The following is a 22,880-nucleotide window of genomic DNA, read 5'->3' on the forward strand; positions in this document are numbered from 1 at the left end:
CCCGGACCGGGGCCCGGGACGGAGCCCCGGTCCGGGGAAGGGGCGGGGAGGGGAACAGCCCCGCGCAGCGGCCCCACCCGCACGACCCCACCGCGCGCGACCACGCCCCCGCGCCTGCGCCTGCGCGCCCTTCGTCCCCCCACGGCCACCCGCGCCAACGCCCTCCCCGCCACCGCCTGGTGGCTCTGGGCGCTCGGTCTCGCCGTCGCCGCCTCCCGTACCACCAACCCCCTCCTCCTCGGCCTGCTCGTCGGCGTCGCGGGCCACGTCGTCGCGGCCCGCCGCACGGACGCGCCCTGGGCCCGTTCCTACGGCGCGTTCGTCAAGCTGGGGCTCGCCGTCATCGCCGTACGCGTCGCCTTCTCCGTCGTCCTCGGCTCCCCCATCGGCGGTACGCACGTCCTGTTCGCCCTGCCGGAAGTCCCGGTGCCCGGCTGGGCGGACGGGACAAGGATCGGCGGCCGCGTCTTCGCCGAGCAGATCGTCTTCGCCCTGTACGACGGCGCCAAGCTCGCGACGCTCCTCATCTGCCTCGGCGCCGCCAACGCGCTCGCGAACCCTGCGCGGCTCCTCAAGTCGCTGCCGGGCGCCCTGTACGAGGCGGGCGTGGCCGTCGTCGTCGCGATGACCTTCGCGCCGAACATGGTCGCCGACGTCCTCCGGCTGCGCACGGCCCGCCGGTTGCGCGGCCGCCCCACCGGCGGCGTCAAGGCGGTCGCGCAGATCGGACTGCCCGTCCTGGAGGGCGCGTTGGAGCGTTCGGTCGCGGTCGCCGCGTCCATGGACGCCCGCGGATACGGGCGCACCGCCCAGGTCCCGCCCGCCGTGCGCCGCACCACGAACGTGCTCACCCTCGGCGGACTGCTGGGCGTGTGCGCGGGGTCGTACGGTCTGCTCGCCGCCGAGGGCGCCGAGTACGGGGTGCCGCTGCTGGCAGCGGGCCTCGTCGCGGCGTCCGGTGGCCTGTGGCTGGGCGGCCGGCGTTCCGTCCGTACCCGCTACCGTCCCGACCGGTGGGGCGGGCGGGCCTGGCTGGTGGCCGGTTCCGGCGTGGCCGTGGCCGGGCTGGTGATCCGGGCCGCCGCGTACGGGGGTGAGGCGCTGCACCCCGGCGTCGTACCGCTGACGGCGCCCGTGCTGCCGCTGTGGCCCGCGCTGTCCGTGCTGATCGGCCTGCTGCCGGCGTTCGTGGCGCCGGTCCCCGTAGGAGCCAAGGAGTCGACCCGGTGATCCGCTTCGAGAACGTGTCCGTGACGTACGGCGACGCCGCAGAGCCCACACTGGCGAACATCGATCTCACCGTTCCCGAAGGCGAACTGGTGCTGCTCGTCGGCCCCTCGGGCGTCGGCAAGTCGACGCTGCTGAGCGCGGTGTCGGGGCTCGTCCCGCACTTCACGGGCGGCACGCTGCGCGGCCGGGTCACGGTCGACGGCCGTGACACGCGTACCCACAAGCCCCGCGAACTGGCGGACGTGGTCGGCACGGTGGGCCAGGACCCCCTGGCCCACTTCGTCACCGACACCGTCGAGGACGAGCTTGCGTACGGCATGGAGTCGCTCGGCCTCGCTCCGGACGTGATGCGCCGCCGGGTCGAGGAGACGCTCGACCTGCTGGGCCTGGCGGAGCTGAGGGAGCGGCCGATCGCGACGCTGTCGGGCGGCCAGCAGCAGCGGGTCGCGATCGGCTCGGTGCTCACCCCGCATCCTAAGGTCCTGGTACTCGACGAGCCGACGTCCGCGCTGGACCCGGCGGCGGCGGAGGAGGTACTGGCGGTGCTGCAGCGGCTCGTCCACGACCTCGGCACGACGGTCCTGATGGCGGAGCACCGCCTGGAGCGGGTCGTGCAGTACGCGGACCGGGTCGTTCTCCTGCCGGCGCGCGGCGCGCGGCTGGTCGTCGGTGATCCGGCGACGGTCATGGCCGACTCCCCGGTCCACCCTCCGGTGGTGGCGCTGGCACGGGCGGCGGGCTGGGCGGCACCGGTGCCGCTGTCCGTGCGGGACGCGCGCCGGCGCGCCGGTTCGCTGCGGGAGCGGCTGGAGGGGCTTTCCCCCGCACAGCCTCTTCCGGAAGGCGGGACGCCGCCCCCTGCACCGCCGGCACCCGAGCCACCGGCCCCGCCGGCGTTTGAGGCGCGGGGGTCCGGGGGCAGAGCCCCCGAAACGGGGTCCGGGGCGAAGCCCTCGCTTCGGGAAGGGGCGGGGAGGGGCGCAGCCCCGCGCAGCGGCCACGGCCCCGCCCGCCGCCTGCTCGCCCGCCTCCGCCGCCCCACCCCCGCACCCGCCCCGCCCCCCGCACACGCCACCGGCAGCGTCGCCACCACCACCCGCCTCACCGTCCGCCGCGGCCGCGCAGAAGCGCTGCGGGACGTCGGCCTGGAGGTCGCGCCGGGCGAGACCGTCGCTCTCATGGGCCGCAACGGAGCCGGCAAGTCGACCCTGCTGTCGACGCTCGTCGGCATGATCGAGCCGACGAGCGGCGCGGTGGAGATCGACGGCCGCGCTCCCCACCGCACGCGCCCCCGCGACCTGATCCGCCATGTCGGGCTCGTCCCGCAGGAGCCGCGTGACCTGCTCTACGCGGACACGGTCGCCGCCGAGTGCGCGGCGGCCGACACCGACGCGCAGGCGGCGCCCGGCACCTGCCGCGCGCTCGTCGGCGAGTTGCTCCCCGGCGTCCCGGACGGCACCCATCCCCGTGACCTGTCCGAAGGGCAGCGGCTGGCTCTCGCGCTGGCGATCGTCCTCACCGGCCGTCCGCCGCTCCTGCTCCTCGACGAGCCGACCCGCGGCCTGGACTACGCGACCAAGGCGCGGCTGGTGGGGATTCTGCAGGCCCTCGCCCGCCACGGGCACGCCATCGTCATGGCGACGCACGACGTGGAGCTCGCGGCCGAGCTGGCGCACCGGGTGGTGATCCTGGCCGACGGCGAGGTCGTCGCCGACGGCCCGACGGCCGAGGTCGTGGTCTCCTCCCCCGCGTTCGCCCCGCAGGTCGCCAAGGTGCTCGCGCCGCAGCAGTGGCTGACGGTCGCGCAGGTCGAGGCGGCCCTGGAGACGACACCGTGAGCGAGGCGAAGAAGCCCGAGAAGCCGACGAAGAAGACCTGGAGCACTGACCGCCCCGTACGCCTCGGCCCCCGTTCCGTCGCCGCGCTGGTCCTGATCAGCGGCATCGGTGTCGCCTTCTTCGGCTGGCCGCTGCTCGCCGACGCGCAGTCGGGCCTGGCGGCACACGCCGGTGACGCGCCGTGGCTGTTCGCCGCGCTGCTCCCGCTCCTGGTGGCCGTCGTCGTCGCGACGATCGCCGACAGCGGGATGGACGCGAAGGCGGTGGCGATGCTGGGCGTGCTGGCCGCGGTCGGGGCGGCGCTGCGGCCGTTGGGCGCGGGGACGGCGGGGCTGGAGCCCATGTTCTTCCTCATGGTGCTCAGCGGGCGGGTCCTCGGCCCGGGCTTCGGGTTCGTGCTCGGGTCGGTGACCATGTTCGCGTCGGCGCTGCTGACGGGCGGCGTCGGCCCCTGGATGCCCTTCCAGATGCTGTCGATGGGCTGGTTCACGATGGGCGCGGGGCTGCTGCCGGGAGCCCACCGCGTCCGCGGACGGGCGGAGTTGCTGATGCTCGCCGCGTACGGGGCGCTCGCGGCCTTCGCGTACGGCACGGTGATGAATCTGCACGGCTGGACGATCATCACGGGCATGTCGTCGGGGATCTCGTTCCACCCCGGGGACCCGCTCCACGAGAACCTGGTGCGCTTCGTCGCGTACTGCGCGGCCACCTCCCTCGGCTGGGACCTCGGCCGTGCGGTCCTGACCGTCGTCCTGACGCTCACCCTGGGAGGGACGCTTCTCAAGGCGCTGCGGCGGGCGACGCGGCGGGCCGCGTTCGAGGCGCCGGTCGCCTTCGAGGAGGCGCAGGTCACCTTCGAGGAGGCTCGCGGGACCCCGCGCCCGTGAGGCGCCCCACGGGACCTTCGGCCTGTACGAGGCGGGGCAGTAGCCTGCGGGGCAACTCCCGGCCCCCCCTTGCACCCCCTCCCACCTGCGGAGGACCGTCCCGTCAAGCCCCAGGGACATTCCGCCCCGAATGCGACGTCGACTAGTAAGCGGGGTCGTTGCACCGCCCAGGACGCGCCGCTAAGACTGGTCCGGTCGCAAGGCGCAACGCCGTGCTCCTGACGGAGCGGCCCGCGCCCACCCGGCAGGCCGGAACCCCTCCCCGGGGTACCGGCCTGCCCGGTCGCGACGGCCCCGCCCCCGAAGCCAGGATCCCCACGTGTCGCGCCCCGTCCTCCGCGGCATCGCCCCCGCTCCATGACCGCTTTCACCGGTGCCGCCGTCGTGCCGGCCACCGCCGGCGCGGTGCTCGGCATGAACCCGGCCACGGCCTCGGCGGCTCCCGCCGCGCCGTCCGGCTCACCGAAGGCGATCGCCCAGAAGATCATCAAGGATCACGCGCAGTTCGCCTGCTTCGACAAGATCGTGACCCACGAGTCCCACTGGGACGTCGGCGCCACCAATGCGTCCAGCGGTGCGTACGGCCTGGTCCAGGCCCTGCCCGGCGGCAAGATGGCGTCCGCCGGCGCCGACTGGCGGACCAACCCGGCCACTCAGATCGAGTGGGGCCTGGACTACATGAAGGACCGTTACGGCAGTCCGTGCGACGCCTGGTCCGCCTGGCAGGCCCAGGGCTGGTACTGAGCGCCCTCGGCGCCTGGTCCACGACCTCAGATCCGCTGGATGATCGTCCCGGTCGCCTGCGCGCCCCCCGCGCACATGGTGATCAGCGCGAACTCCTTGTCCCGGCGCTCCAGTTCGTGGAGCGCCGTCGTGATGAGCCGGGCGCCCGTCGCTCCGACCGGGTGGCCGAGCGCTATCCCGCCGCCGTTGACGTTGACCTTCTCGAGGTCCTGGTCGAAGACCTGCGCCCAGCTCAGCACCACGGACGCGAACGCCTCGTTGATCTCGACGAGGTCGATGTCCTTGAGCGACATCCCGGCCCTGCCGAGCACCGCCCGCGTCGCGTCGACGGGCCCGTCCAGGTGGTAGTGCGGGTCCGCGCCGACGAGCGCCTGGGCGACGATACGAGCACGGGGCTTCAGCTTGAGCGCCCGCGCCATGCGCTTGGACGCCCACATGACGGCGGCGGCGCCGTCCGAGATCTGTGACGAGTTGCCGGCGGTGTGGACGGCCGTCGGCATGACCGGTTTCAGCCCCGCGAGCGCCTCCGGCGAGGTGTCGCGGAGCCCTTCGTCCCGGTCGACGAGGCGCCACATGCCCTGCCCGGCGGCCTGCTCCTCCTCCGTCGTCGGCACCTGCACGGCGTACGTCTCACGCTTGAAGCGCTCCTCGCTCCACGCCGCCTGCGCCCGCTGCTGGGACAGCAGCCCGAGCCGGTCCACGTCCTCCCGGGTCAGCCCGCGGCGGCGTGCGATGCGCTCGGCGGCCTCGAACTGGTTGGGCAGGTCGACGTTCCACTCCTCGGGGAACGGCTTGCCGGGCCCGTGCTTGGACCCGCTGCCGAGCGGCACCCGCGACATGGCCTCGACGCCGCAGCCGATGCCGATGTCGATGACGCCGGCCGAGATCATGTTGGCGACCATGTGGCTCGCCTGCTGCGAGGAGCCGCACTGGCAGTCCACGGTCGTGGCGGCCGTCTCGTACGGCAGTCCGACCGTCAGCCAGGCGGTGCGTGCCGGGTTCATGGACTGCTCGCCGGCGTGGGTGACGGTGCCGCCGACGATCTGTTCGACGCAGTCGGCGGGGATGCCGGTCCGGCCGAGGAGTTCACGGTAGGTCTCGCCCAGCAGGTAGGCGGGGTGGAGGTTGGCGAGCAGCCCTCCCCGCTTGCCGATGGGAGTGCGTACGGCTTCGACGATGACGGGTTCCGCGGCCATGAGCTCGTCCTCTCTGGCGGCCGTACGGGCGTCCCGGCGCCCTTACGGGCCGAACTCTGGAGACTCTCGAACTAGTACGCGTTCTAGTTCTTTCAGAAGTCTTATGAGTGCTACCGCCGGTACGCAAGGGTCTTGCACGCCTCTTACCGGGAGGCCCGCACGCAACAGTTCCGTCCGCGAGCCTTGCTACTTGTAGAACCCGTTATTACCTTTCAGCCACCTTCTGATGGACCGTCAGCCCACCCGGCAGGCGGCCCCGTCAGGGCGACGCTCCGCCCCGCACCGGAACCCACCCGACCGCGACCGACGCTGAAGCGGGAGCTGCCGATGTCCTGCCCCCACCTCCCCCGAGGGTTCGACTTCACCGACCCCGACCTCCTCCAGGCCCGCGTCCCCCACCCCGAGTTCGCCGAGATGCGGCGCACCGCGCCCGTCTGGTGGTGCGAACAGCCCGCCGGCATCTCCGGCTTCGACGACGAGGGCTACTGGGCCGTCACCCGGCACGCGGACGTCAGGCACGTCTCCACGCACCCCGAGCTCTTCTCGTCCCACGCCAACACGGCCGTCATCCGCTTCAACGAGTCGATCAGCCGCGACCAGATCGAAGTCCAGAAGCTGATCATGCTCAACATGGACCCGCCCGAACACACCCGGGTCCGCCAGATCGTCCAGCGCGGTTTCACGCCCCGCGCGGTGCGGTCCCTGGAGGCCGCGCTACGTCGCCGCGCGCGCTCCATCGTCGAGACGGCGGCATCCGGCGCGGAACCGGACGGCGGCTTCGACTTCGTCACGAGCATCGCGGTCGAACTCCCGCTCCAGGCCATCGCCGAACTCATCGGCGTCCCCCAGGAGGACCGGTCCAAGATCTTCGACTGGTCCAACAAGATGGCCGCGTACGACGACCCCGAGTACGCCATCACCGAGGAGGTCGGCACCGAGGCGGCGATGGAGATCGTCTCGTACGCGATGAACCTGGCGGCGGCGCGCAAGGAGTGCCCCGCCGAGGACATCGTCAGCCGGCTCGTCGCGGCGGAGGGCGAAGGGAACCTGTCCTCCGACGAGTTCGGCTTCTTCGTCATCCTGCTGGCGGTGGCCGGGAACGAGACCACCCGCAACGCGATCAGCCACGGCATGCACGCCTTCCTCACGCACCCCGAGCAGTGGGGGCTCTACAAGCGGCTGCGACCCGAGGCGGCGGCCGAGGAGATCGTGCGCTGGGCCACTCCGGTGGTCTCCTTCCAGCGCACCGCGACGCAGGACGTGGTCCTGGGCGGCGCCCGCATCAAGAAGGGCGACCGGGTGGGCCTCTTCTACTCCTCCGCCAACAACGACCCCACGGTCTTCGACCACCCCGAACGCTTCGACATCACCCGCGACCCCAACCCCCACCTCGGCTTCGGCGGCGGCGGCCCGCACTTCTGCCTCGGCAAGTCCCTGGCGGTCATGGAGATCAACCTGATCTTCGACGCGATAGCCGACACCCTCCCCGACCTCCGCCTCGCGGGCGACCCGCGCCGCCTGCGCTCGGCCTGGCTGAACGGCATCAAGGAGCTTCGGGTCACCCGGAGTTGAGCAGGCAGAGGCCCCATCCGTGTCCCGTCACCGGTCGCGCCCGCGTGCGGCGGCGGCTCACCCCGGCACGAAGGTCACCTGGAACATGCGGGGCCAGAGCTTGCCGGTGATCAGGAATTCGTCGGTACCGGGGACGGCTGCGATGCCGTTCAGTTCCCGGGCTCCGCGACGTTCGGCCGCCGTCAGGAGCCCGGCTGCGTCGATGTGCGCGGTGACGGCGCCGGTGCGGGGGTCGATGCGCACGATCGTGTCGGTCTTGTAGACGTTGGCGTAGAGGGAACCGTCAAAGGCGCATTCGAGTTCGTTGAGCCCTGTCACGGGCTGGCCGTCCCGACGCACGTGGACGCCGCCCGTTGCTCTGAAGGTCTCCGGGTCGCGGAAGGTGAGCCGGTCGGAGCCGTCGCTCATCACCAGCCGGCTCTGCCCTGCGCCACGTTGCCGGCACAGGCCCCAGCCCTCGCCCCGGTAGGCGACCCGGCGACGTTCCGCGAGTGAGGTGGGGTCGCGTTCGACGGCGATGCCGTCGCGCCATGTGAGTTGCCAGAGCTTGTCACCGGTCAGGGTGATGCCCTCACCGAACAAGGGCGTCGGCAGCTCGGCGTACACCGTGGGCGGCTTGCCCGGCGGTCCGGCGCGCACGGAGGACTCGCCTGCCAGCCCCGTACCCTCGTAGAGCGTCCCGCCGCGGAATTCCAGGCCCTGGGTGAAGGCCCGCGGATCGTGGGCGAGCGTGTTTCGTACTTCGGTCCGCAGCATCCGGACCTCGTGCGTGCCGGGGCCGAGGGGTGTCCCCAGGTCCGGCACGGCCGCTTGCCGCGCAGCGTGGTCCTGGCCGCCGGCGCCGAAGACCCCGGCCGCGCCGGGCAGCAGCGCGCCGACCAGCATCGCCGCCATCAGCCCCCGCGCGAAGGTGCCCGATACGGTCCGCCGGCGGCGCGCGGCACCGGGCCTGCGGGGCGTCTCGTCACCTGCGCATCGCGCTGACCGGGCCGACGCGCTGCCCCGCGGCACCCGGAATCCTGCGAGATTTCGACTCTGCGGGTCGCGGTCGCCGACGTCGGGATGCATCGGGCTCTCCTTCTCAACCGGACGGGATGCCACGAGCCAAGGAGGTTCAGAAGAACATGGCAGAACACCGCGTGAGTCCTGCATCAGGGCCGGGCTGCCGGATATCGCCCACCTGGTCGAGCGCGGCACACGGCGCGCCCCGACCCTGCACATCACGGTACTCGCCGAGCGCGCACCAGATCGTCGCGCACCTCGTCGGTGGCGCCCGGCTGTCCGGGTACCAACGGGTGCTCGTCCAGAGCGACGCAGAGACCGGGATCCGGATCTCGATCTCGGCCCGTTCGGCTGCGCGACGTCTTCGTCCTCGCCCGAAAAGGCCCCGGATCACCGCAGCGAGTCGACGCAGACGGCGACCGCGGGGCGAAAGACGTGGAGGGCGTGGCGGGTGATGTCCTTCGAGTCGCGGACGGCGACCACGTGCGTCATGCGCCCGGCCGACGTTGCGGATTGCCGATCCTGCGACATCCGCAGGGCGTGCGGGTGGAGGTGTCGGACGGTCGGCCGCGCTGCCCGTGCCCCAACAGCCGTGCGCGGACGACGAGTCCGGCCGGGGGCTGGCGCTGCTGGACGCCTTCGTGGACCAGTGGGGCGTGGACATCACGCACGGGAGGCCGGGCAAGACGGTCTGGTTCGAGGTCGCCCAAGTGGCGGAACCGGCCGAAGTGACGGACGATTGCTGAACGCGACGATCCACCCCGGGGGTGCGGACCCGGTGCCCGCACCCGCCGGGGCTCACGCGCTCTGCGCCGTCACCTTCTTGCCGTCCCCGTCCGCGTCCCTGCTGCCCACGTCCGCGTGCGACCTCGCCGCCGGCACCGACTTCGCCGGGACCAGCAGTTGCCTCGGCCCCGCCAGCACATGGGTGAGACCGAAACCGGCCGCCACGACCGCCGCGCCGCCCGCCGCGTCGAGGACCCAGTGGTTGGCGGTGGCGACGATCGCGCAGACCGTGAACAGCGGATGCAGCAGCCCCAGCAGCTTCATCCACAACTTGGGCGCGAGCAGCACCACCACCAGTCCGCACCACAGCGACCAGCCGAAGTGCAGGGACGGCATCGCCGCGTACTGGTTGGTGACGGCGGTCATCGCGCCGTAGTCGGGGTTGGCGAGATCCTGCGGGCCGTGGACCGTGTCGATGAAGCCCATCCCGGGCATCAACCGCGGCGGCGCCAGCGGATAGAGCCAGAAACCGAGGAGCGCGAGCAGCGTCGCGAACGCGAGCGACGTGCGCGCCCAGCGGTAGTCGGACGGCCGGCGCACGTAGAGGACGCCGAGGACCGCCAGCGGGACCGTGAAGTGGAACGACGTGTAGTAGAAGTCGAAGAAGGCTTCGGCCCACTGCGTCCTCACCACCGCCTGGTTGACCCAGTGCTCTATGTCGATGCCGAGCGCGGCCTCGGCGGAGTGGATCTGCCTGCCGTGCTCCTCGGCCGCCGCGACGCTGCCGGTCGCGGCGGCACGGATGAGGGAGTAGACGGAGTAGCCGACCCTGATGACCAGCAGTTCGAGCAGCAGGTTCGGGCGGCTGAGGACGCGCCGCCAGAACGGCAGCAGCGGCACGCGGCCCCAGCGGGCGGGCAGCGGTGCGGCGTACTCGGTCGGGACGGGGCGGCGGAAGTGCGGCGAGCCGATCGGCAGGAACGGCACCGCGCAGGCCGCCGCGAGCGCGGCGACGAGGAGCGCGTTGTCCCGCACGGGGTGCAGGACCGTGACGTTGGGCAGCAGCATCTTGCCCGGCAGCGTGATCGCGAGGACGACGAGCACGGGCCACAGCATGCGGTCCGAGGCGCGCTTGCCGACCCGTCCGGCGACGGCGAGCAGCACCCACAGGAGTTGGTGCTGCCAGGCGGTCGGCGAGACAGCGACGGCGACACAGCCGGTGAGGGCGACGGCCAGCAGCAGTTGTCCGTCATGGGCGTAACGGATGGCACGGCGCAGACCGAGGAAGACGACGACGGCCGCGAGCAGCAGACAGACGGCGATCTCGGGTCCGCCCTGGAGACCGAAGCGCAGGAGCGCGCCGTGCAGGGACTGGTTCGCGAGGCTGTCGGGGCTCTCGCCGAGCCCGGCGCCCGCGACGTGGTGCACCCAGTACGTCCATGAGTCGCCGGGCATCGCGGCCCAGGCGAGCGCGGAGAGGGCGGCGAAGGTGCCCGCCGAGGTCACGGCGGCCCGGCGACGGCCGGTGTACCACAGCAGCGGCGCGAAGAGCAGCACGGTCGGCTGGAGGGCGGCGCCGATGCCGATGAGCAGGCCGGCGGGCCGCTCACCGCGAACGGCGAGGCAGCCGAGGAGGACCAGCAGGACCGGGATGACGCTGGTCTGGCCCAGGTGGAAGCTGTTGCGGACGGGCAGTGACAGCATCAGCAGGCTGATCGCGACCGGTGCGGCCAGCACGGTGCTGCGGCGGGACACCGGGGCCGGCAGGGCGCGGGCGGCAACCAGGCCGACCAGCACCACGAGCAGCAGGGTGCCGAAGGTCCAGGCGACGCCGAGTCCCTGCTCGGCGGAGCCGGCGAGGGGCCTGAGTACGAGCCCGGTGAACGGGGTGCCGGTGAATCTTCCCTCGTCGTACAGGGAACCGGGGACGTGCAGGACGCCGTTCTCCCCGGTCCAGGAGCCCAGGTCGAGGAGCCGCTCACCGGGCGGCAGGGTCAGCACGGCCGCCGCCTGCCGTACGGCCAGGACGGCGGCGAAGAGCCACAGCGCGGCCCTGGCGGTGCCGATCCTCGCATCCACCGCCGTTGCTGTGGCCACCGCACCGCTGCGCGGGCCGGGTTCCGCGTTCGCCACGTCGTGCCGAGCCTCCCCACCGTTCGTCCGTCGCGTTGTCTGAAAGTTCTGGTGTCCGCAGGGTGGCTGCAGAACGTCGCACCGCCCGCCCCGTGAAGAAGACCCCCGGAACCGCCTGTTCGCCTGACCGTCACCCCGTCCGCCCCCATGCGACGGCCGAAACATGTCGTCCGGTCGGGAAACGGGCGGTCCCGTCCTGGCGGCTGCCGCTGGTGCCACGGCGCCGTCACAGACGGTATGCGGGGGAACATACAAGAACTCGGGCCACGCGCGCGCGTGCTCAGGTGACCGGCAGCCGGGGCGCCGGTGGTCGCCGTGGCTCCGACGGTGTGGCGCTTACGGGTGGGACCACGCGAGGCGGTACCGGTGGCGGGCCCGTGAACGTAGGTTTACGCGTATGACTCAGGATCAGTGGCAGGCCGTCGACGGCTACATCAGCGATCTTCTCGTCCCCCAGGACGAAGCCCTGACCGAAGCGCTCGCCGCGAGCGACGCGGCAGGGCTGCCCGCCATCAGCGTGGCGCCCAACCAGGGGAAACTCCTGCATCTGCTGGCCCGTGTACAGGGCGCCCGCACGGCACTGGAGATCGGCACGCTCGGCGGCTACAGCACGATCTGGCTGGCGCGGGCGCTGCCGGCGGACGGCCGGCTGATCTCGCTCGAGTACGACCCGGGCCACGCCGACCTCGCCCGCGCGAACCTCGCGCGGGCCGGCCTGGACAAGGTCGCCGAGGTCCGCACCGGCGCGGCCCTGGACACCCTGCCGCGCATCGCGGCGGAACCGGGCGCCGGCCCCTTCGACCTGGTCTTCATCGACGCCGACAAACCCAACAACCCGCGTTACGTCGAATGGGCGCTGCGCCTGACCAGGCCCGGCAGCCTGATCGTCGTCGACAACGTGGTGCGCGGCGGGGCGGTGGCCGACGCGTCGAGCGAGGACCCGGCGATCGTCGCGACGCGGGAGATGTTCGAACTCGTCGCACGCGAGCCGCGGCTGGACGCCACGGCGGTGCAGACGGTGGGGGCGAAGGGGTACGACGGGCTGCTGGTGGCGCGGGTCCTCGCGTGACGGTGGTACGGCGAAGCGCGGGTCCTCGCCTGACGGTGGCGCGGCGAGGCGCGGGGCCGGGCCCGACACGGCCGGCACACGCGGGCGCGGAGCAGCGCCCGGAGGGGAGCGGCACCCGGGGAGCGGCACGCCACCACCCGGGGCGGGAAAGGCGGCTCCGTCCGCGTGGGGCAGGATGGCCGTATGAGCATCGTGAAGATCAACGCCCTCACCGTTCCCGACGAGCAGCGCGAGGTTCTCGAGAAGCGCTTCGCCTCCCGTGCCGGTGCCGTCGAGAGCTCCGACGGGTTCGAGTGGTTCGAGCTGCTGCGGCCCGTCGAGGGGACCGACCAGTACCTGGTGTACACGCGGTGGCGTGACGAGGCCGCGTTCCAGGCGTGGATGGAGGGGCCGATGAAGGCCGCCCACCAGGGCGGTGGCGCACAGGGCGGTGGCGGCGAGCGTCCCAAGCCCGCCGCCACCGGGTCCACCGTGTGGTCGTTCGAGGTCGTGCAGCAGGCCGCGCCGAAGGGCTGACCGGCCGCCGCCGGTCAGGTCCGCAGCAGCCGCTCCGTCGTCTCGCGGTACCTCTGCAGCGCGATCCGCAGTTCCTCCGTGTCGCCCGCGACAGCGGACGCGGACTCCCGCAGCGTCCGCCGGTGCTCCGCGAGGGACGCGGTGAGCCGGTCGCCGGTGTCGTCGAGGATGCCTGCCGCCTCTTCGACGGCGCGGCGGGGGTCGTCGACGAAGCCTGCCAGCGCGTGCTGCAGGCGCTGTTCGAGCCGTTCGCGCTCGTCCGGCGGCAGCAGCGGCTGCGCAGCGGGGTCCGGTTCGAGGACCGGCTTCAGCGGCTCGTCCACCGGCCCGGGCCGGGCCGAGTGGGAGGCACCGCGTTCGCTGCGTTCCGCGGTCTGCTTGCCGTCCCGCCCGCTCGGCGTGGCGGGGGCGTGGGTTTCACCCGCGGCACCGAAGGAGCCGGGCGGGACGGCAGTCGGGGGCACGTCGTCACCGGGCCGGTGCCTCATCACGCACCCCTCCCCCTCGGCCGCAGCATGTGTCCTCGCCCGTGGCCGCGCCGCTGCCCGTGTCCGGGCCGGTGACGACCGTGGTCCACGGCACGGTCCGCGACCAGGTCCTCGAAGAGATCACGCGCGTCGACCATCGCCTCGCGCAGGCTCTCCGTGCTCGTACCGGAGTCGGCGCGTGCGGCACGGTGCACCTCGCGGTAGCCCTCGATGTGGCGGGGATGGTGGACGGACAGCGCGGCGAGCTGCTCCTCGTAGCGGCCGGCGGCCGGGAAACCCCGGTCGGCGGCGAGGCGGCCGAGGAGCTGGCCGGCCTCGGCGACCGCACTGCGCGGAGAGTCGACGAAGCGTTCCTGCACGGCGGCCCATTCGGCGTCGTACTCTTCGCGCACGCCGGGCGCCAGCGGCTGGGGCATGAAGTCTCCGTGGCGCCGGACGCGGTCCTGCAGTTCGCGGTCCGCCGCCTTGGCGTCGCCGTCGTGGCGGGCCAGGACCCGTTCGTACTCGGGTCCGAAGCGTCGGCGCAGTGCTCTGCGGCCGCCGCCGAGTCCACTGCTGCGGCGTGCGTAGAGCGCGCCCGCGACGATCGAAAGGGCAGCGACGACCGCGACGACGAGCAGAACTGTGGTCGGTGTTGACATGACTCACCTTCCGGGTCCGACCCTGGGCGGATGCTCGCGTTCGGCGAGCGTGCATAGCTGCGAGTAACCGGGAATTGGTTGGCCGAACAACGACCGTCCGGGATACAGAGGGCCCATGACCGTCTGGACCCTGGCCGCCGAGCCCTTCGACTCCCCCGACGCCACCGCGCTGCGGCGCGCGTACTACCACGATGTGGCGAGCCGCTACTGGGGCCGGCCCGCGACCGCGGCAGAGGTCGACGACGGGCTCGGGAACGACGGCGCGGAGCTGCTGACCCCGCCGACGGGCCGGTTCGTCGTCGGCCGGTACGGCGGGGCGGCGGCGGCCTGCGGCGGGGTGCTGATGCTTGACGAGAAGCGCGCGGAGCTGACCCGGGTGTTCCTGCGGCACGAGGTCCGCGGCTGCGGTGGTGCCGGTCTGCTGATGGAATCGCTGGAGCACGAGGCCCGCGCGCTCGGGGCCCGCCGGATGGTGCTCAACACCCGCCTGGACCTGGTCGAGGCGCGGGCGCTGTACGTCCGGCACGGCTACGAGGAGATACCGGCGTACTGCTCGGGCCCGTACATGGACATCTGGTACGGCAGGGATCTCTGAGCCGGGGCCGGCGAGGCGGTCAGACGACGGGGTGCCCCCCGTGCGGGGCCTCGTGGTCGCGGCGGGGCTCGGGGCTGTGCGGCCGTTCGGCGTCGGAACCGCACAGTTCCAGGTTCAGCTCGTGGACGAGCTGGACGAGGTCGGTCGGCCGGTCCGGGCCCCACCAGTCGCCGAGAAGTTCGGCCAGCGAGTCCTCACGTGCCTGCGCCAGATGGACGGCCGCCTCCGCCCCTTCGTCGGTGAGCATCAGGCCGAGGCCCTCGCGGCGGGCGAGGCCGCGCCCCTCCACCTCTCTGGCGGCCTCGGTGATCGCCCGCAGCGGTACGGGGGTGGTTGCGGCGAGCAGGGCCGGTTCGACGACGCCGTGGCGCTTCATGCGCAGCAGCAGCCAGCTCGAAGCGGGCAGCAGGTCGTAGCCGGCCCGTTCGGTGATCTTCTCGTAGATGTGGCGCCTCCCCTCGCGGGAGCCGAGCACCGACAGGGCCCGCGCGACCTCGTCGTAGGAGGAGCGCTCGACGGGGTTGGAGGCCAGTGTCTCCGTCGGCTCGGGTGCGGTCACCGAGGCACGCAGCTTGTCCTCCTTGAGGAACCAGGCGATGAGGAAGGCGAGCACGACGACCGGCACGGCGTAGAGGAAGACATCGGTGATGGCCGTGGAGTACGCGTTCAGTACCGACGGACGCAGAGCGGCCGGCAGCTCGCCGATGGCACGGGGGTCGGCGGCCAGCTCCGCGGGTCCCGCGCCGGGCGGGACCTGCTGCCCGGCGAGGGCGTCGGCGAGCTTGCGCTCCAGCCGGTTGGTGAAGATCGTGCCGAAGATCGCGACGCCGAACGAGGCGCCGATGGAGCGGAAGAACGTCGCGCCGGACGTGGCGACGCCGAGGTCCTCGTAGCCGACGGCGTTCTGGACGACGAGGACGAGGACCTGCATGACGAGTCCGAGGCCGCCGCCGAAGACGAAGAAGAACGTGCTCGTCAGCCAGGTGGAGCTGTCCCGCTCGAGCTGGTGGAGCAGCAGAAGTCCGATCGCCGTGATCCCCGTCCCGAGGATGGGAAAGACCTTCCAGCGGCCGGTACGGCTGACGATCTGACCGGACGCGGTGGACGTGAGCAGCAGGCCGAACACCATCGGCAGCATGTGAACGCCGGACATGGTCGGTGAGACGCCTTGGACGACCTGGAGGAACGTCGGAAGGTACGTCATCGCGCCGAACATCGCGAAGCCGATGACGAAGCTGATGACGGCGACAAGCGTGAAAGTCCTGATGCGGAACAGCTTCAGCGGCAGGACCGGTTCGGCCGCCTTGCGTTCGACGGCGACGAACGCGACGAGGAGTACGGCCCCGAGGACGGCGAGGCCGATGATCTGCGCCGAGCCCCAGTCCCAGGTGGTGCCGCCGAGGGACGCGACGAGCACGAGACAGGTGGCGACGGAGGCGATGAGGAAGGTGCCGAGGTAGTCGATGGTGTGGCGGGTCCGGTGTACCGGGATGTGCAGCACGGCGGCGATGACGAGCAGGGCGACGACGCCGATGGGCAGGTTGATGTAGAAGACCCAGCGCCAGGTGAGGTGTTCGGTGAAGAAGCCGCCGAGGAGCGGCCCGAGGACGCTCGTGGCGCCGAAGACCGCCCCGAACAGCCCTTGGTACTTGCCGCGTTCGCGGGGCGGCACCAGGTCGCCGACGATCGCCATCGACAGCACCATCAGCCCGCCGCCGCCGAGTCCCTGGACCGCGCGGAAGATGATGAGCTGAGGCATGTCCTGGGCGATGCCGCAGAGGGCGGAGCCGATCAGGAAGATGACGATGGCCGTCTGGAACAGCTTTTTGCGGCCGTACTGGTCACCGAGCTTGCCCCACAGCGGGGTGGCGGCGGTCGCGGCCAGCATGTAGGCGGTGACCACCCACGACAGATGGTCCATGCCGCCCAGTTCGCTGACGATCGTCGGCAGCGCGGTGGCGACGATCGTCTGGTCGAGGGCGGCGAGCAGCATGCCCAGCAACAGCGCGCCGATGGCCACGAGGACCGTCCGTCGTGCCTGCCCCTCGGGGGCGGGCCCCGCCTGAGCGGTGCTCACTTCCTGGGCCATGCCGTTCTCCTCGGTCCGGTGGCGCAGCGTTTCCTTCCCCATCGTGGTGGTTCTGTCCGCTTATGGCCTGCCGAGAGGCGCGCTGATGCCGGTGGGGCGTTGGGTGTCGTAAGGGGCGGCTGCATAATCGGCGGCATTCGAAGGGGAGGGGAACCGGCAATGACCGGAAGCAGATGCCCGGAGTGCGCCAGACCGCGGAACCCGGACGGCAGCGCCGCGCCCGGTTGCGACTGCGCCGAGCGCGCTGGGGCCGCGCTCCGTGCGCAGCGGGAGGCGGACGTCTCGGCGGCGGAGGACTTCGATCCGCTGCGGATCAGGCCGTACGTGACGCTGGAGAGCCTTCGGTACGACCCACCGCCGGGCGCGGCCCCCGGTGCGAGTCCGTCGCCGGGCGCGGGTCCCATGCCGGGCGCGTCGGGGGCGGCTTCGGCGGGGTACGCGCCGACCGCCGGTGGCGTGCCGCCGGCGGCTCGGCCGGCAGACGCACCGGCGGCCGGGCCCACGGCGGGACCGGAGGCTGGGGCCGGGCCTGGGGTTGGGCCTGAGGTTGGGCCTGGGGTTGGGCCTGAAGTGCGTGATGGGGGTGGTGATGGGCCGTGGGCGGCCGGTGCCGGGGCCGGGCCCGGGGCCGAACCGGCGCCCGGGGCGGGCGCCGCGCCGACCGTGGCGCTTCCGCCCGTGCATCCGGTCGGGCCGGCAACCAGGCAGGCTCAAGCGGGGGCCGGTGCCGGGCCCGGGTCGGGCCACCCGGACGACGCGCTCCGGTCCGCGCACGAGGACACCGCGGTACTGCGGGTCGTCGGCAGCGGACCTCCGCCCGAGGCCGGGGGCGGCGCCACCGAGGAGCTGGACCTGTACGTCGCCGGTCCAGGGTCGGAGCCCGGATCGCGGCCCCGACCACGGCGGCGCCGCGCGGTCGCCGCGATCGCGGTCGGCGCGGCGGCCGTCGCCGTCGCGGGGACGGTGACGTTCGCCGGCGGGTTGTTCTCCGGCGACGACCAGCGGGACCGGGCCCTGCCACCGGACATCCGGAGCAGCGCGCCAAGCGCCAGTGTGGAGCCGGACGCACCTTCGGAGTCCGTCTCCGCCAGTGCGTCGGCGTCGGCGCCCCCGTCACCTTCCACGTCCGCGTCCGTGTCGGCGACCCCGTCCGCCTCCGCCTCTCCGTCGCCCTCACGCGGCGAGCCGAATACGACCGCGAGAACCGGCGACGCCCCCGCCGCCCCCTCGGCCGCGCCGTCGACGGCTCGGGCCACGGGCACGGTCTCCGACGCGCCGGGGCAGAACCCGGGCGGCGGCACACTGCGACTCGGGGACAGCGGCCCGGCGGTGACCGAACTCCAGCTGCGGCTGAGGCAGCTGTGGCTGTACCCGTACGACGAGGCCGACGGGCGGTTCGACGAGGACGTGGAACAGGCCGTGAAGGTCTACCAATGGGACCGCGGTATCGACCGCGACCCGCTGGGCGTGTACGGCCCTCACACCCGCCGCTCGCTGGAGGCCGAGACGCGGGAGCCGTGAAGCAGGAGGCGGGAGCCGTGAAGCAGGCGGCGAGAAGAAGGAGGCGGCAGGCAGGCAGGCAGGATTGGCGTCACCGCCCCGGTTTTTGTATCTTGAAGGAACAAAGTGGCTCTGCCCGCACTCCCTGACCGGCGGGCGGAGCCACTTGGTCCTCTTTTGTCGCGCCCTGGAGCCCGTATGACGACCACCCTGACCGCTCGCGCCCTCCTGCTCGACATGGACGGCACCATCGTCAACTCGGATGCCGTGGTGGAGCGTGTCTGGCGAACCTGGGCGACCGCCCACGGGCTGGACGCCGACAAGGCGCTCAAGGTCGTCCACGGTCGGCAGGGCTGGGCCACGATGGCGGCACTGCTGCCGGACCGCCCCATGGAGCAGAACCACGCCGACAACCGCGTACTCCTGGCTCAGGAGACGTCCGACACGGACGGCGTGGTCGCCGTCGCGGGCGCCCCCGCCTTCATGGCCGCCGTCGCCGGCCTGCCGCACGCACTGGTGACCTCGGCCGACCTGGCGCTGGCCACCGCCCGCATGGACGCGGCCGGGCTGACGATGCCCGGGGTGCGGGTGACGGCCGAGTGCGTCGGCGCGAGCAAGCCGGACCCCGAGGGCTTCCTCAAGGGTGCGGCCGAACTTGGCTTCGCCCCTGCGGACTGCGTGGCGTTCGAGGACTCGGAAGCGGGCATCACGGCGGCCCGCGCGGCGGGCATGCGGGTGGTCGGCGTGGGGCCCCGGGCCCTGGCGATGGCGCCGGACCTCCACGTACCGGACCTCACGCACCTCGCGGTGACCGCGCACGCGGACGGCACGATCGAGCTGCGCCGCGCCGCATAGCGGCGGCGCCCGCGCGGCCCCGACCGGCCGGGGCCGGAGAAGGGCCGCGCCCCGGACCGAGGCCCCGCGGCGCCCCGGTCCGCGATCCGGGCGCGATCCGGCCCGAGACCCCACGGTGATCCGGTCCACGACCCCGCCGCGCTCCGGGCGGAGACGCGGCGGCGCTACGGCCGGTGACCGGCGCGCTGCTAGCCGGTCACCGCCTCGAAGAGGCTGAAGCCGGCCAGCGCCAGCATCAGACACGCCGCGACCTTGGTGATCAGCTTCAGCGGCACGTACCTCATGAGCGTCCGGCCGCCCACGATCCCGATCCCGGCGACCGCCCAGAGCGCCAGCACCGCACCGATGCCGACCGAGACGGGGTTGTCGTAACGGGCGGCGAGGTTGGCGGTCATGATCTGCGTCAGGTCGCCGAACTCCGCGACGAGGATGAGCATGAAGCCCGCCCCGGAGACCTTCCAGAAGGACTGGTCTGCCGGGGTCCTGACGGTCTCCTCGTCACCGTCGTCCTTCTTCAGCAGCAGCATCAGCGCGCCCGCCAGGAACAGGACCCCCACCACGGCCTGCACGAGGCGGTGCGGCAGCAGGGTGAGTACGCTCCCTGCGGCGATGGCGAGCGCGACATGAACGGCGAACGCGGCCGCGACACCGGCGAAGACGTAGGAGGCGCGGTAGCGGGTGCCGAGCATGAGACCGGCGAGCGCGGTCTTGTCGGGCAGTTCGGCGAGGAAGACGACGCCGAAGGTGATCGCCATGACGGTGAAGCTGATCACGGATGGGACCTCAATCGGTAGGGCGCGGCCCTGCCGAGAGTCCTGAGCGTTTCAGGGGTCGCTTCGGCACGGCAGCACCATGAATACGTATACGTACACGGGCACTGCGGCCGAAGGTCTCGCCGGCGAGCCTCTGCGACGAGACTGCCTCCGGGCGCCGGCCGGGCGCGAGGCCCAGCAGTATGTCGACGGTCCGGCGAAGAGCTACTCCCCTTCTGCAACGCACAGCCTACGTGATGCACCCGTACGGCCGTCAGCGTCCTTGCTCCCGGGGCGAGCGGTGCAGGCGCCCCCTCGCCACCAGCTCCAGCACCAGGGCCACGGCGACCACCTGCACCGCCATCAGCGCCACCAGCACGAACAGCTGGACCGCGCCCGCCTCCACCGGTGACGCGCCGCCGAGCAGCATGCCGACGAACGCGCCCGGGAGGGTGACGAGGCCCACGGTCCTGGTCTGGTCGAGGCCGGGGAGCATCGCGTCGGAGGCGGGCCTGCGGGCGACCTCGAGGCGGGCGTCGCGGTCGGCGAGGCCGAGGGCCAGGCCCGCCTCCACCTCGCCGCGGCGCTGCTCCAGCTCGTCCAGGGCGCGCCGGCCACCGACCGCCGTCACGGACAGGGCACCGCCGATGAGGATGCCGGTCACGGGGATGAGGGTGATGCCCTTCACCGGGACCAGCCCGGTCAGCAGCAGCGCGGCCACGACGGGCAGCACGCCGGCGGCGATCGGCAGGCCGGCCCACCACCAGGTGGCGTTGGCGGTGATGCGCCGTCCTGCGGTGCGGACGGCGACCGCGTACATGAGGACGAGGAACGCGAGCAGCAGCGGTACGGAGCGGACGACCCAGCCGATCGCCATGGAGACGGCGGCGAGTTGGACTGCGGCGCGCACGCCCGCGACGGCGATCTGGCGCGAACGCCCCAGGTGGGCGAGGGCCGCCACGGTCGCCGCGGCCGCCAGCAGAACGGCGAGTACGGCCCCGAGGGTGAGGTTGACCGGCAGGAGCACGCGGCAACCCTACGACGAGGAGCCGTTCGTGCCGGTGCGTCAGAAGTCTTGATGTGACGTGCCCATGTCGCCACTCTGTTACCTGGCGCCCATCCCCAGGCAACCCGGCGCCGCCAGCATGGCCATGCCCGCAAGGCCAAGCTCCCCCCACCCCAGAGGAGTTCACATGCCAGGTGTCTACGCGCGTCGAAGCGGCGTTGCCGGTGACGGTTCCGGCGACGTTGCCGGTGACGGTCCCCGTGCCGCCGCCCGCCGAATAGGCGTGCTCGCCGCCGCCTCCGCTCTCGCCACGACAGGTCTGCTGGCCACCGCCCCCGCCGCGCAGGCCGCGCCTCCCACCCCCGTCAGCGCCTCCACCGCCCGCAGCTACCTCAGCCAGCTGACCGTGTCCGCGGAGGGCTCCTCCTCCGGCTACAGCCGTGACCACTTCCCGCACTGGATCACCCAGTCGGGCTCCTGCAACACCCGCGAGGTCGTCCTCGATCGCGACGGCACGGACGTGGTGCAGAGCTCCACCTGCGCGGCTGTGAGCGGCCGTTGGTACTCCCCTTACGACGGCGCCACCTGGTACGCGGCCTCCGACGTCGACATCGACCACGTCATCCCGCTCGCGGAGGCGTGGCGCTCCGGCGCGAACAGCTGGACCACGTCCAAGCGCCAGCAGTTCGCCAACGACCTGACCCGCCCTCAGCTGATCGCCGTCACGGACAACGTCAACCAGTCCAAGGGTGACAAGGACCCGGCGGAGTGGATGCCGCCGCGAAGCTCGTACCACTGCTCCTACGCGCGGATGTGGGTGCACACGAAGTACTACTGGAAGCTGAAGGTCGACTCCGCGGAGAAGAGCGCGCTCCAGTCGGTCCTGAACAGCTGCTGACGCACCCTCGGGGCTCCGCCGCGACCCCGCGCCTCAATCGCCGACGAGGCTGGACTTCCCTCCGCGACACCGGCCCGGCGGGTGTTCGAGGCCACCGCCCAGCGGGCGCGGGCAAGCCCGGCCCGGGTGGCGCCTGAGCAGGCCCGGACAAGCCCCGGCCGCCCGCAGGGCGGTACGGGGTCCGGGGCGGAGCCCCGGTTTCGGGAAGGGGCGGGGAGGGGAACAGCCCCGCCACCCGTGCCACCCGTGCCACCCGTGCCACCCGTGCCACCCGTGCCACCCGTGCCACCCGTGCCACCGGCGCCACGAGGCGCGCAAGGCCGCGGAACCCCCGGAACCCGCCCACCCCCCTGAGTCGTTCCGTACCGTACGGGGCGACAGGAAGGGGCGTCACATGACCCGGCTGCGCCTGGGGCCACTGCTGCGGCACGTCGACTGGGAGACGGGCACCGCCGCGACCGTGTGGGTCGAGACGGATCGCGCGTGCACCGCCGAGGTCCGCTGCGACCAGGGCGGAGCGGACCTCGGCAGCGGCTCCGCGCGCACGTTCCTGATCGCCGGGCACCACTACGCCCTGATCCCGGTGACCGGCCTGACACCGGGCTCCTCGACCGCGTACGAGGTGCTGCTGGACGGCGAACGCGTCTGGCCGCCCGAGGACTCCGCGCTTCCGCCGAGCACGATCCGCACGCCACCCCCGGGGGCCGACGCCGTGCGGGTCACGTTCGGCTCCTGCCGCTGGGCGGCACGGCCCGCACACGGGCACGATCCGGTGGGGCCGGACGCCCTCGACACACTCGCCGCGCGTCTCGCCTCCGCGCCGGAGGGCGAACGCCCGGACGTGCTGCTCCTGCTCGGCGACCAGGTGTACGCGGACGAGACCTCGGACGCGACCGGCGACCGGCTGGCCGCCCGGCGCGACCCCGACGTGCCACCGGGCAGCGGGGTCGCGGACTACGAGGAGTACACCTGGCTGTACGACGAGTCCTGGCGCGACCCGGGCGTCCGCTGGCTGCTCTCCACCGTGCCCAGCTGCATGATCTTCGACGACCACGACGTCATCGACGACTGGAACACCAGCACCGCGTGGCTCGCCGACATGCGGGCGACGCCGTGGTGGCAGGAACGGATCGTCAGCGCGCT

22 protein-coding genes are annotated in these 22,880 nt (G+C 72.8%); 13 read left to right on the forward strand and 9 right to left on the reverse strand.

Annotation, left to right across the window (positions count from 1 at the left end):
• The first annotated feature begins 114 nt into the window (after nucleotides 1–114).
• The 4 genes from AB0903_RS12895 to AB0903_RS12910 all read left to right on the forward strand — a co-directional run bounded on the left by AB0903_RS12895 (nucleotide 115) and on the right by AB0903_RS12910 (nucleotide 4,699).
• Nucleotides 115–1,230 (forward strand): energy-coupling factor transporter transmembrane protein EcfT, encoded by a 1,116-nt coding sequence (locus AB0903_RS12895; RefSeq protein WP_366702000.1) that lies wholly within the window; start codon nucleotides 115–117, stop codon nucleotides 1,228–1,230.
• On the forward strand, nucleotides 1,227–3,068 hold the full coding sequence (locus AB0903_RS12900) for an ATP-binding cassette domain-containing protein (protein ID WP_366701944.1): 1,842 nt from the start codon (nucleotides 1,227–1,229) through the stop codon (nucleotides 3,066–3,068). The genes AB0903_RS12895 and AB0903_RS12900 overlap by 4 nt, the downstream gene beginning before the upstream one ends.
• Nucleotides 3,065–3,955 carry an ECF transporter S component gene (locus AB0903_RS12905; RefSeq protein ID WP_366701946.1) on the forward strand — a complete coding sequence of 297 codons (891 nt, stop codon included), beginning with the start codon at nucleotides 3,065–3,067 and terminating at the stop codon, nucleotides 3,953–3,955. The genes AB0903_RS12900 and AB0903_RS12905 overlap by 4 nt, the downstream gene beginning before the upstream one ends.
• Nucleotides 3,956–4,312: 357 nt before the next feature.
• Complete coding sequence (locus tag AB0903_RS12910; protein WP_366701948.1) at nucleotides 4,313–4,699, forward strand: transglycosylase SLT domain-containing protein; 387 nt, start codon at nucleotides 4,313–4,315, stop codon at nucleotides 4,697–4,699.
• A 26-nt stretch (nucleotides 4,700–4,725) separates the two neighbouring features.
• On the opposite strand, the gene AB0903_RS12915 is transcribed toward AB0903_RS12910, so the two are convergent.
• Nucleotides 4,726–5,895, reverse strand: a complete 1,170-nt coding sequence (locus AB0903_RS12915) for a steroid 3-ketoacyl-CoA thiolase (protein ID WP_366701950.1) — start codon at nucleotides 5,893–5,895, stop codon at nucleotides 4,726–4,728.
• Nucleotides 5,896–6,222: 327 nt separating this feature from the next.
• Here AB0903_RS12915 and AB0903_RS12920 point away from each other — a divergent pair, with 327 nt between their 5' ends.
• Nucleotides 6,223–7,467, forward strand: coding sequence for a cytochrome P450 (locus tag AB0903_RS12920; RefSeq protein WP_366701952.1), 1,245 nt, complete (start codon nucleotides 6,223–6,225; stop codon nucleotides 7,465–7,467).
• Between the two features lie 57 nt (nucleotides 7,468–7,524).
• Here the strand turns inward: AB0903_RS12920 and AB0903_RS12925 are convergent, their stop codons facing one another.
• Entirely contained in the window at nucleotides 7,525–8,361 is an 837-nt protein-coding gene (locus tag AB0903_RS12925) for a glutaminyl-peptide cyclotransferase (RefSeq protein ID WP_366701954.1), read from the reverse strand.
• Between the two features lie 686 nt (nucleotides 8,362–9,047).
• On the opposite strand from AB0903_RS12925, the gene AB0903_RS12930 reads away from it, so the two are divergent.
• Nucleotides 9,048–9,215 carry a hypothetical protein gene (locus AB0903_RS12930; RefSeq protein WP_366701956.1) on the forward strand — a complete coding sequence of 56 codons (168 nt, stop codon included), beginning with the start codon at nucleotides 9,048–9,050 and terminating at the stop codon, nucleotides 9,213–9,215.
• A gap of 52 nt (nucleotides 9,216–9,267) precedes the next feature.
• Here AB0903_RS12930 and AB0903_RS12935 read toward each other — a convergent pair whose 3' ends face one another.
• Nucleotides 9,268–11,292 (reverse strand): bifunctional glycosyltransferase 87/phosphatase PAP2 family protein, encoded by a 2,025-nt coding sequence (locus AB0903_RS12935; protein WP_366702002.1) that lies wholly within the window; start codon nucleotides 11,290–11,292, stop codon nucleotides 9,268–9,270.
• 433 nt (nucleotides 11,293–11,725) lie between these two features.
• On the opposite strand from AB0903_RS12935, the gene AB0903_RS12940 reads away from it, so the two are divergent.
• Nucleotides 11,726–12,397: an O-methyltransferase gene (locus tag AB0903_RS12940; protein ID WP_366701958.1), complete on the forward strand. Its 672-nt coding sequence runs from the start codon at nucleotides 11,726–11,728 to the stop codon at nucleotides 12,395–12,397.
• 183 nt (nucleotides 12,398–12,580) lie between these two features.
• Nucleotides 12,581–12,913: an antibiotic biosynthesis monooxygenase gene (locus tag AB0903_RS12945; RefSeq protein ID WP_366701960.1), complete on the forward strand. Its 333-nt coding sequence runs from the start codon at nucleotides 12,581–12,583 to the stop codon at nucleotides 12,911–12,913.
• A gap of 14 nt (nucleotides 12,914–12,927) precedes the next feature.
• On the opposite strand, the gene AB0903_RS12950 is transcribed toward AB0903_RS12945, so the two are convergent.
• The gene (locus AB0903_RS12950) at nucleotides 12,928–13,401 is read right to left on the reverse strand and encodes a hypothetical protein (protein WP_366701962.1); all 474 of its coding nucleotides are present in this window, start codon (nucleotides 13,399–13,401) and stop codon (nucleotides 12,928–12,930) included.
• Nucleotides 13,401–14,042 carry a hypothetical protein gene (locus tag AB0903_RS12955; RefSeq protein WP_366701964.1) on the reverse strand — a complete coding sequence of 214 codons (642 nt, stop codon included), beginning with the start codon at nucleotides 14,040–14,042 and terminating at the stop codon, nucleotides 13,401–13,403. Before AB0903_RS12955 ends, AB0903_RS12950 begins: the two co-directional genes overlap by 1 nt.
• 115 nt (nucleotides 14,043–14,157) lie before the next feature.
• Between AB0903_RS12955 and AB0903_RS12960 the strand changes: the two genes are divergently transcribed.
• A complete protein-coding gene (locus tag AB0903_RS12960; RefSeq protein WP_366701966.1) occupies nucleotides 14,158–14,637 on the forward strand; it encodes a GNAT family N-acetyltransferase in 480 nt (159 codons plus the stop codon).
• 19 nt (nucleotides 14,638–14,656) lie between these two features.
• Here AB0903_RS12960 and AB0903_RS12965 read toward each other — a convergent pair whose 3' ends face one another.
• On the reverse strand, nucleotides 14,657–16,726 hold the full coding sequence (locus AB0903_RS12965) for an MDR family MFS transporter (RefSeq protein ID WP_366702004.1): 2,070 nt from the start codon (nucleotides 16,724–16,726) through the stop codon (nucleotides 14,657–14,659).
• A 710-nt stretch (nucleotides 16,727–17,436) separates the two neighbouring features.
• Nucleotides 17,437–17,982: a hypothetical protein gene (locus AB0903_RS12970; RefSeq protein WP_366701968.1), complete on the reverse strand. Its 546-nt coding sequence runs from the start codon at nucleotides 17,980–17,982 to the stop codon at nucleotides 17,437–17,439.
• Between the two features lie 73 nt (nucleotides 17,983–18,055).
• Here AB0903_RS12970 and AB0903_RS12975 point away from each other — a divergent pair, with 73 nt between their 5' ends.
• Nucleotides 18,056–18,247, forward strand: coding sequence for a peptidoglycan-binding domain-containing protein (locus AB0903_RS12975; protein ID WP_366701970.1), 192 nt, complete (start codon nucleotides 18,056–18,058; stop codon nucleotides 18,245–18,247).
• A gap of 177 nt (nucleotides 18,248–18,424) precedes the next feature.
• Nucleotides 18,425–19,081: an HAD-IA family hydrolase gene (locus tag AB0903_RS12980; protein ID WP_366701972.1), complete on the forward strand. Its 657-nt coding sequence runs from the start codon at nucleotides 18,425–18,427 to the stop codon at nucleotides 19,079–19,081.
• 188 nt (nucleotides 19,082–19,269) lie between these two features.
• Here the strand turns inward: AB0903_RS12980 and AB0903_RS12985 are convergent, their stop codons facing one another.
• Together AB0903_RS12985 and AB0903_RS12990 are read right to left on the reverse strand one after the other, a co-directional pair.
• Nucleotides 19,270–19,854 (reverse strand): TMEM165/GDT1 family protein, encoded by a 585-nt coding sequence (locus AB0903_RS12985; RefSeq protein ID WP_366701974.1) that lies wholly within the window; start codon nucleotides 19,852–19,854, stop codon nucleotides 19,270–19,272.
• Nucleotides 19,855–20,107: 253 nt separating this feature from the next.
• The gene (locus tag AB0903_RS12990; protein WP_366701976.1) at nucleotides 20,108–20,860 is read right to left on the reverse strand and encodes an ABC transporter permease; all 753 of its coding nucleotides are present in this window, start codon (nucleotides 20,858–20,860) and stop codon (nucleotides 20,108–20,110) included.
• A 166-nt stretch (nucleotides 20,861–21,026) separates the two neighbouring features.
• Here AB0903_RS12990 and AB0903_RS12995 point away from each other — a divergent pair, with 166 nt between their 5' ends.
• Together AB0903_RS12995 and AB0903_RS13000 are read left to right on the forward strand one after the other, a co-directional pair.
• On the forward strand, nucleotides 21,027–21,737 hold the full coding sequence (locus AB0903_RS12995; RefSeq protein WP_366701978.1) for an HNH endonuclease family protein: 711 nt from the start codon (nucleotides 21,027–21,029) through the stop codon (nucleotides 21,735–21,737).
• Nucleotides 21,738–22,131: 394 nt separating this feature from the next.
• Nucleotides 22,132–22,880: alkaline phosphatase D family protein (locus AB0903_RS13000; protein ID WP_366701980.1), on the forward strand; the 749-nt coding region annotated here is incomplete at its 3' end.

It is taken from the genome of Streptomyces sp. NPDC048389, from assembly GCF_040706335.1.
Classification (GTDB): Bacteria; Actinomycetota; Actinomycetes; order Streptomycetales; family Streptomycetaceae; genus Streptomyces.

Bases quoted from the DNA above. Each gene is read 5' to 3' on its own strand.
- AB0903_RS12910 (WP_366701948.1), top strand. From the start codon at position 4,313: ATGACCGCTTTCACCGGTGCCGCCGTCGTGCCGGCCACCGCCGGCGCG.
- AB0903_RS12915 (WP_366701950.1), bottom strand. From the start codon at position 5,895: ATGGCCGCGGAACCCGTCATCGTCGAAGCCGTACGCACTCCCATCGGC.
- AB0903_RS12920 (WP_366701952.1), top strand. From the start codon at position 6,223: ATGTCCTGCCCCCACCTCCCCCGAGGGTTCGACTTCACCGACCCCGAC.
- AB0903_RS12925 (WP_366701954.1), bottom strand. From the start codon at position 8,361: ATGGCGGCGATGCTGGTCGGCGCGCTGCTGCCCGGCGCGGCCGGGGTC.
- AB0903_RS12940 (WP_366701958.1), top strand. From the start codon at position 11,726: ATGACTCAGGATCAGTGGCAGGCCGTCGACGGCTACATCAGCGATCTT.
- AB0903_RS12945 (WP_366701960.1), top strand. From the start codon at position 12,581: ATGAGCATCGTGAAGATCAACGCCCTCACCGTTCCCGACGAGCAGCGC.
- AB0903_RS12950 (WP_366701962.1), bottom strand. From the start codon at position 13,401: ATGAGGCACCGGCCCGGTGACGACGTGCCCCCGACTGCCGTCCCGCCC.
- AB0903_RS12955 (WP_366701964.1), bottom strand. From the start codon at position 14,042: ATGTCAACACCGACCACAGTTCTGCTCGTCGTCGCGGTCGTCGCTGCC.
- AB0903_RS12960 (WP_366701966.1), top strand. From the start codon at position 14,158: ATGACCGTCTGGACCCTGGCCGCCGAGCCCTTCGACTCCCCCGACGCC.
- AB0903_RS12965 (WP_366702004.1), bottom strand. From the start codon at position 16,726: ATGGCCCAGGAAGTGAGCACCGCTCAGGCGGGGCCCGCCCCCGAGGGG.
- AB0903_RS12980 (WP_366701972.1), top strand. From the start codon at position 18,425: ATGACGACCACCCTGACCGCTCGCGCCCTCCTGCTCGACATGGACGGC.
- AB0903_RS12995 (WP_366701978.1), top strand. From the start codon at position 21,027: ATGCCAGGTGTCTACGCGCGTCGAAGCGGCGTTGCCGGTGACGGTTCC.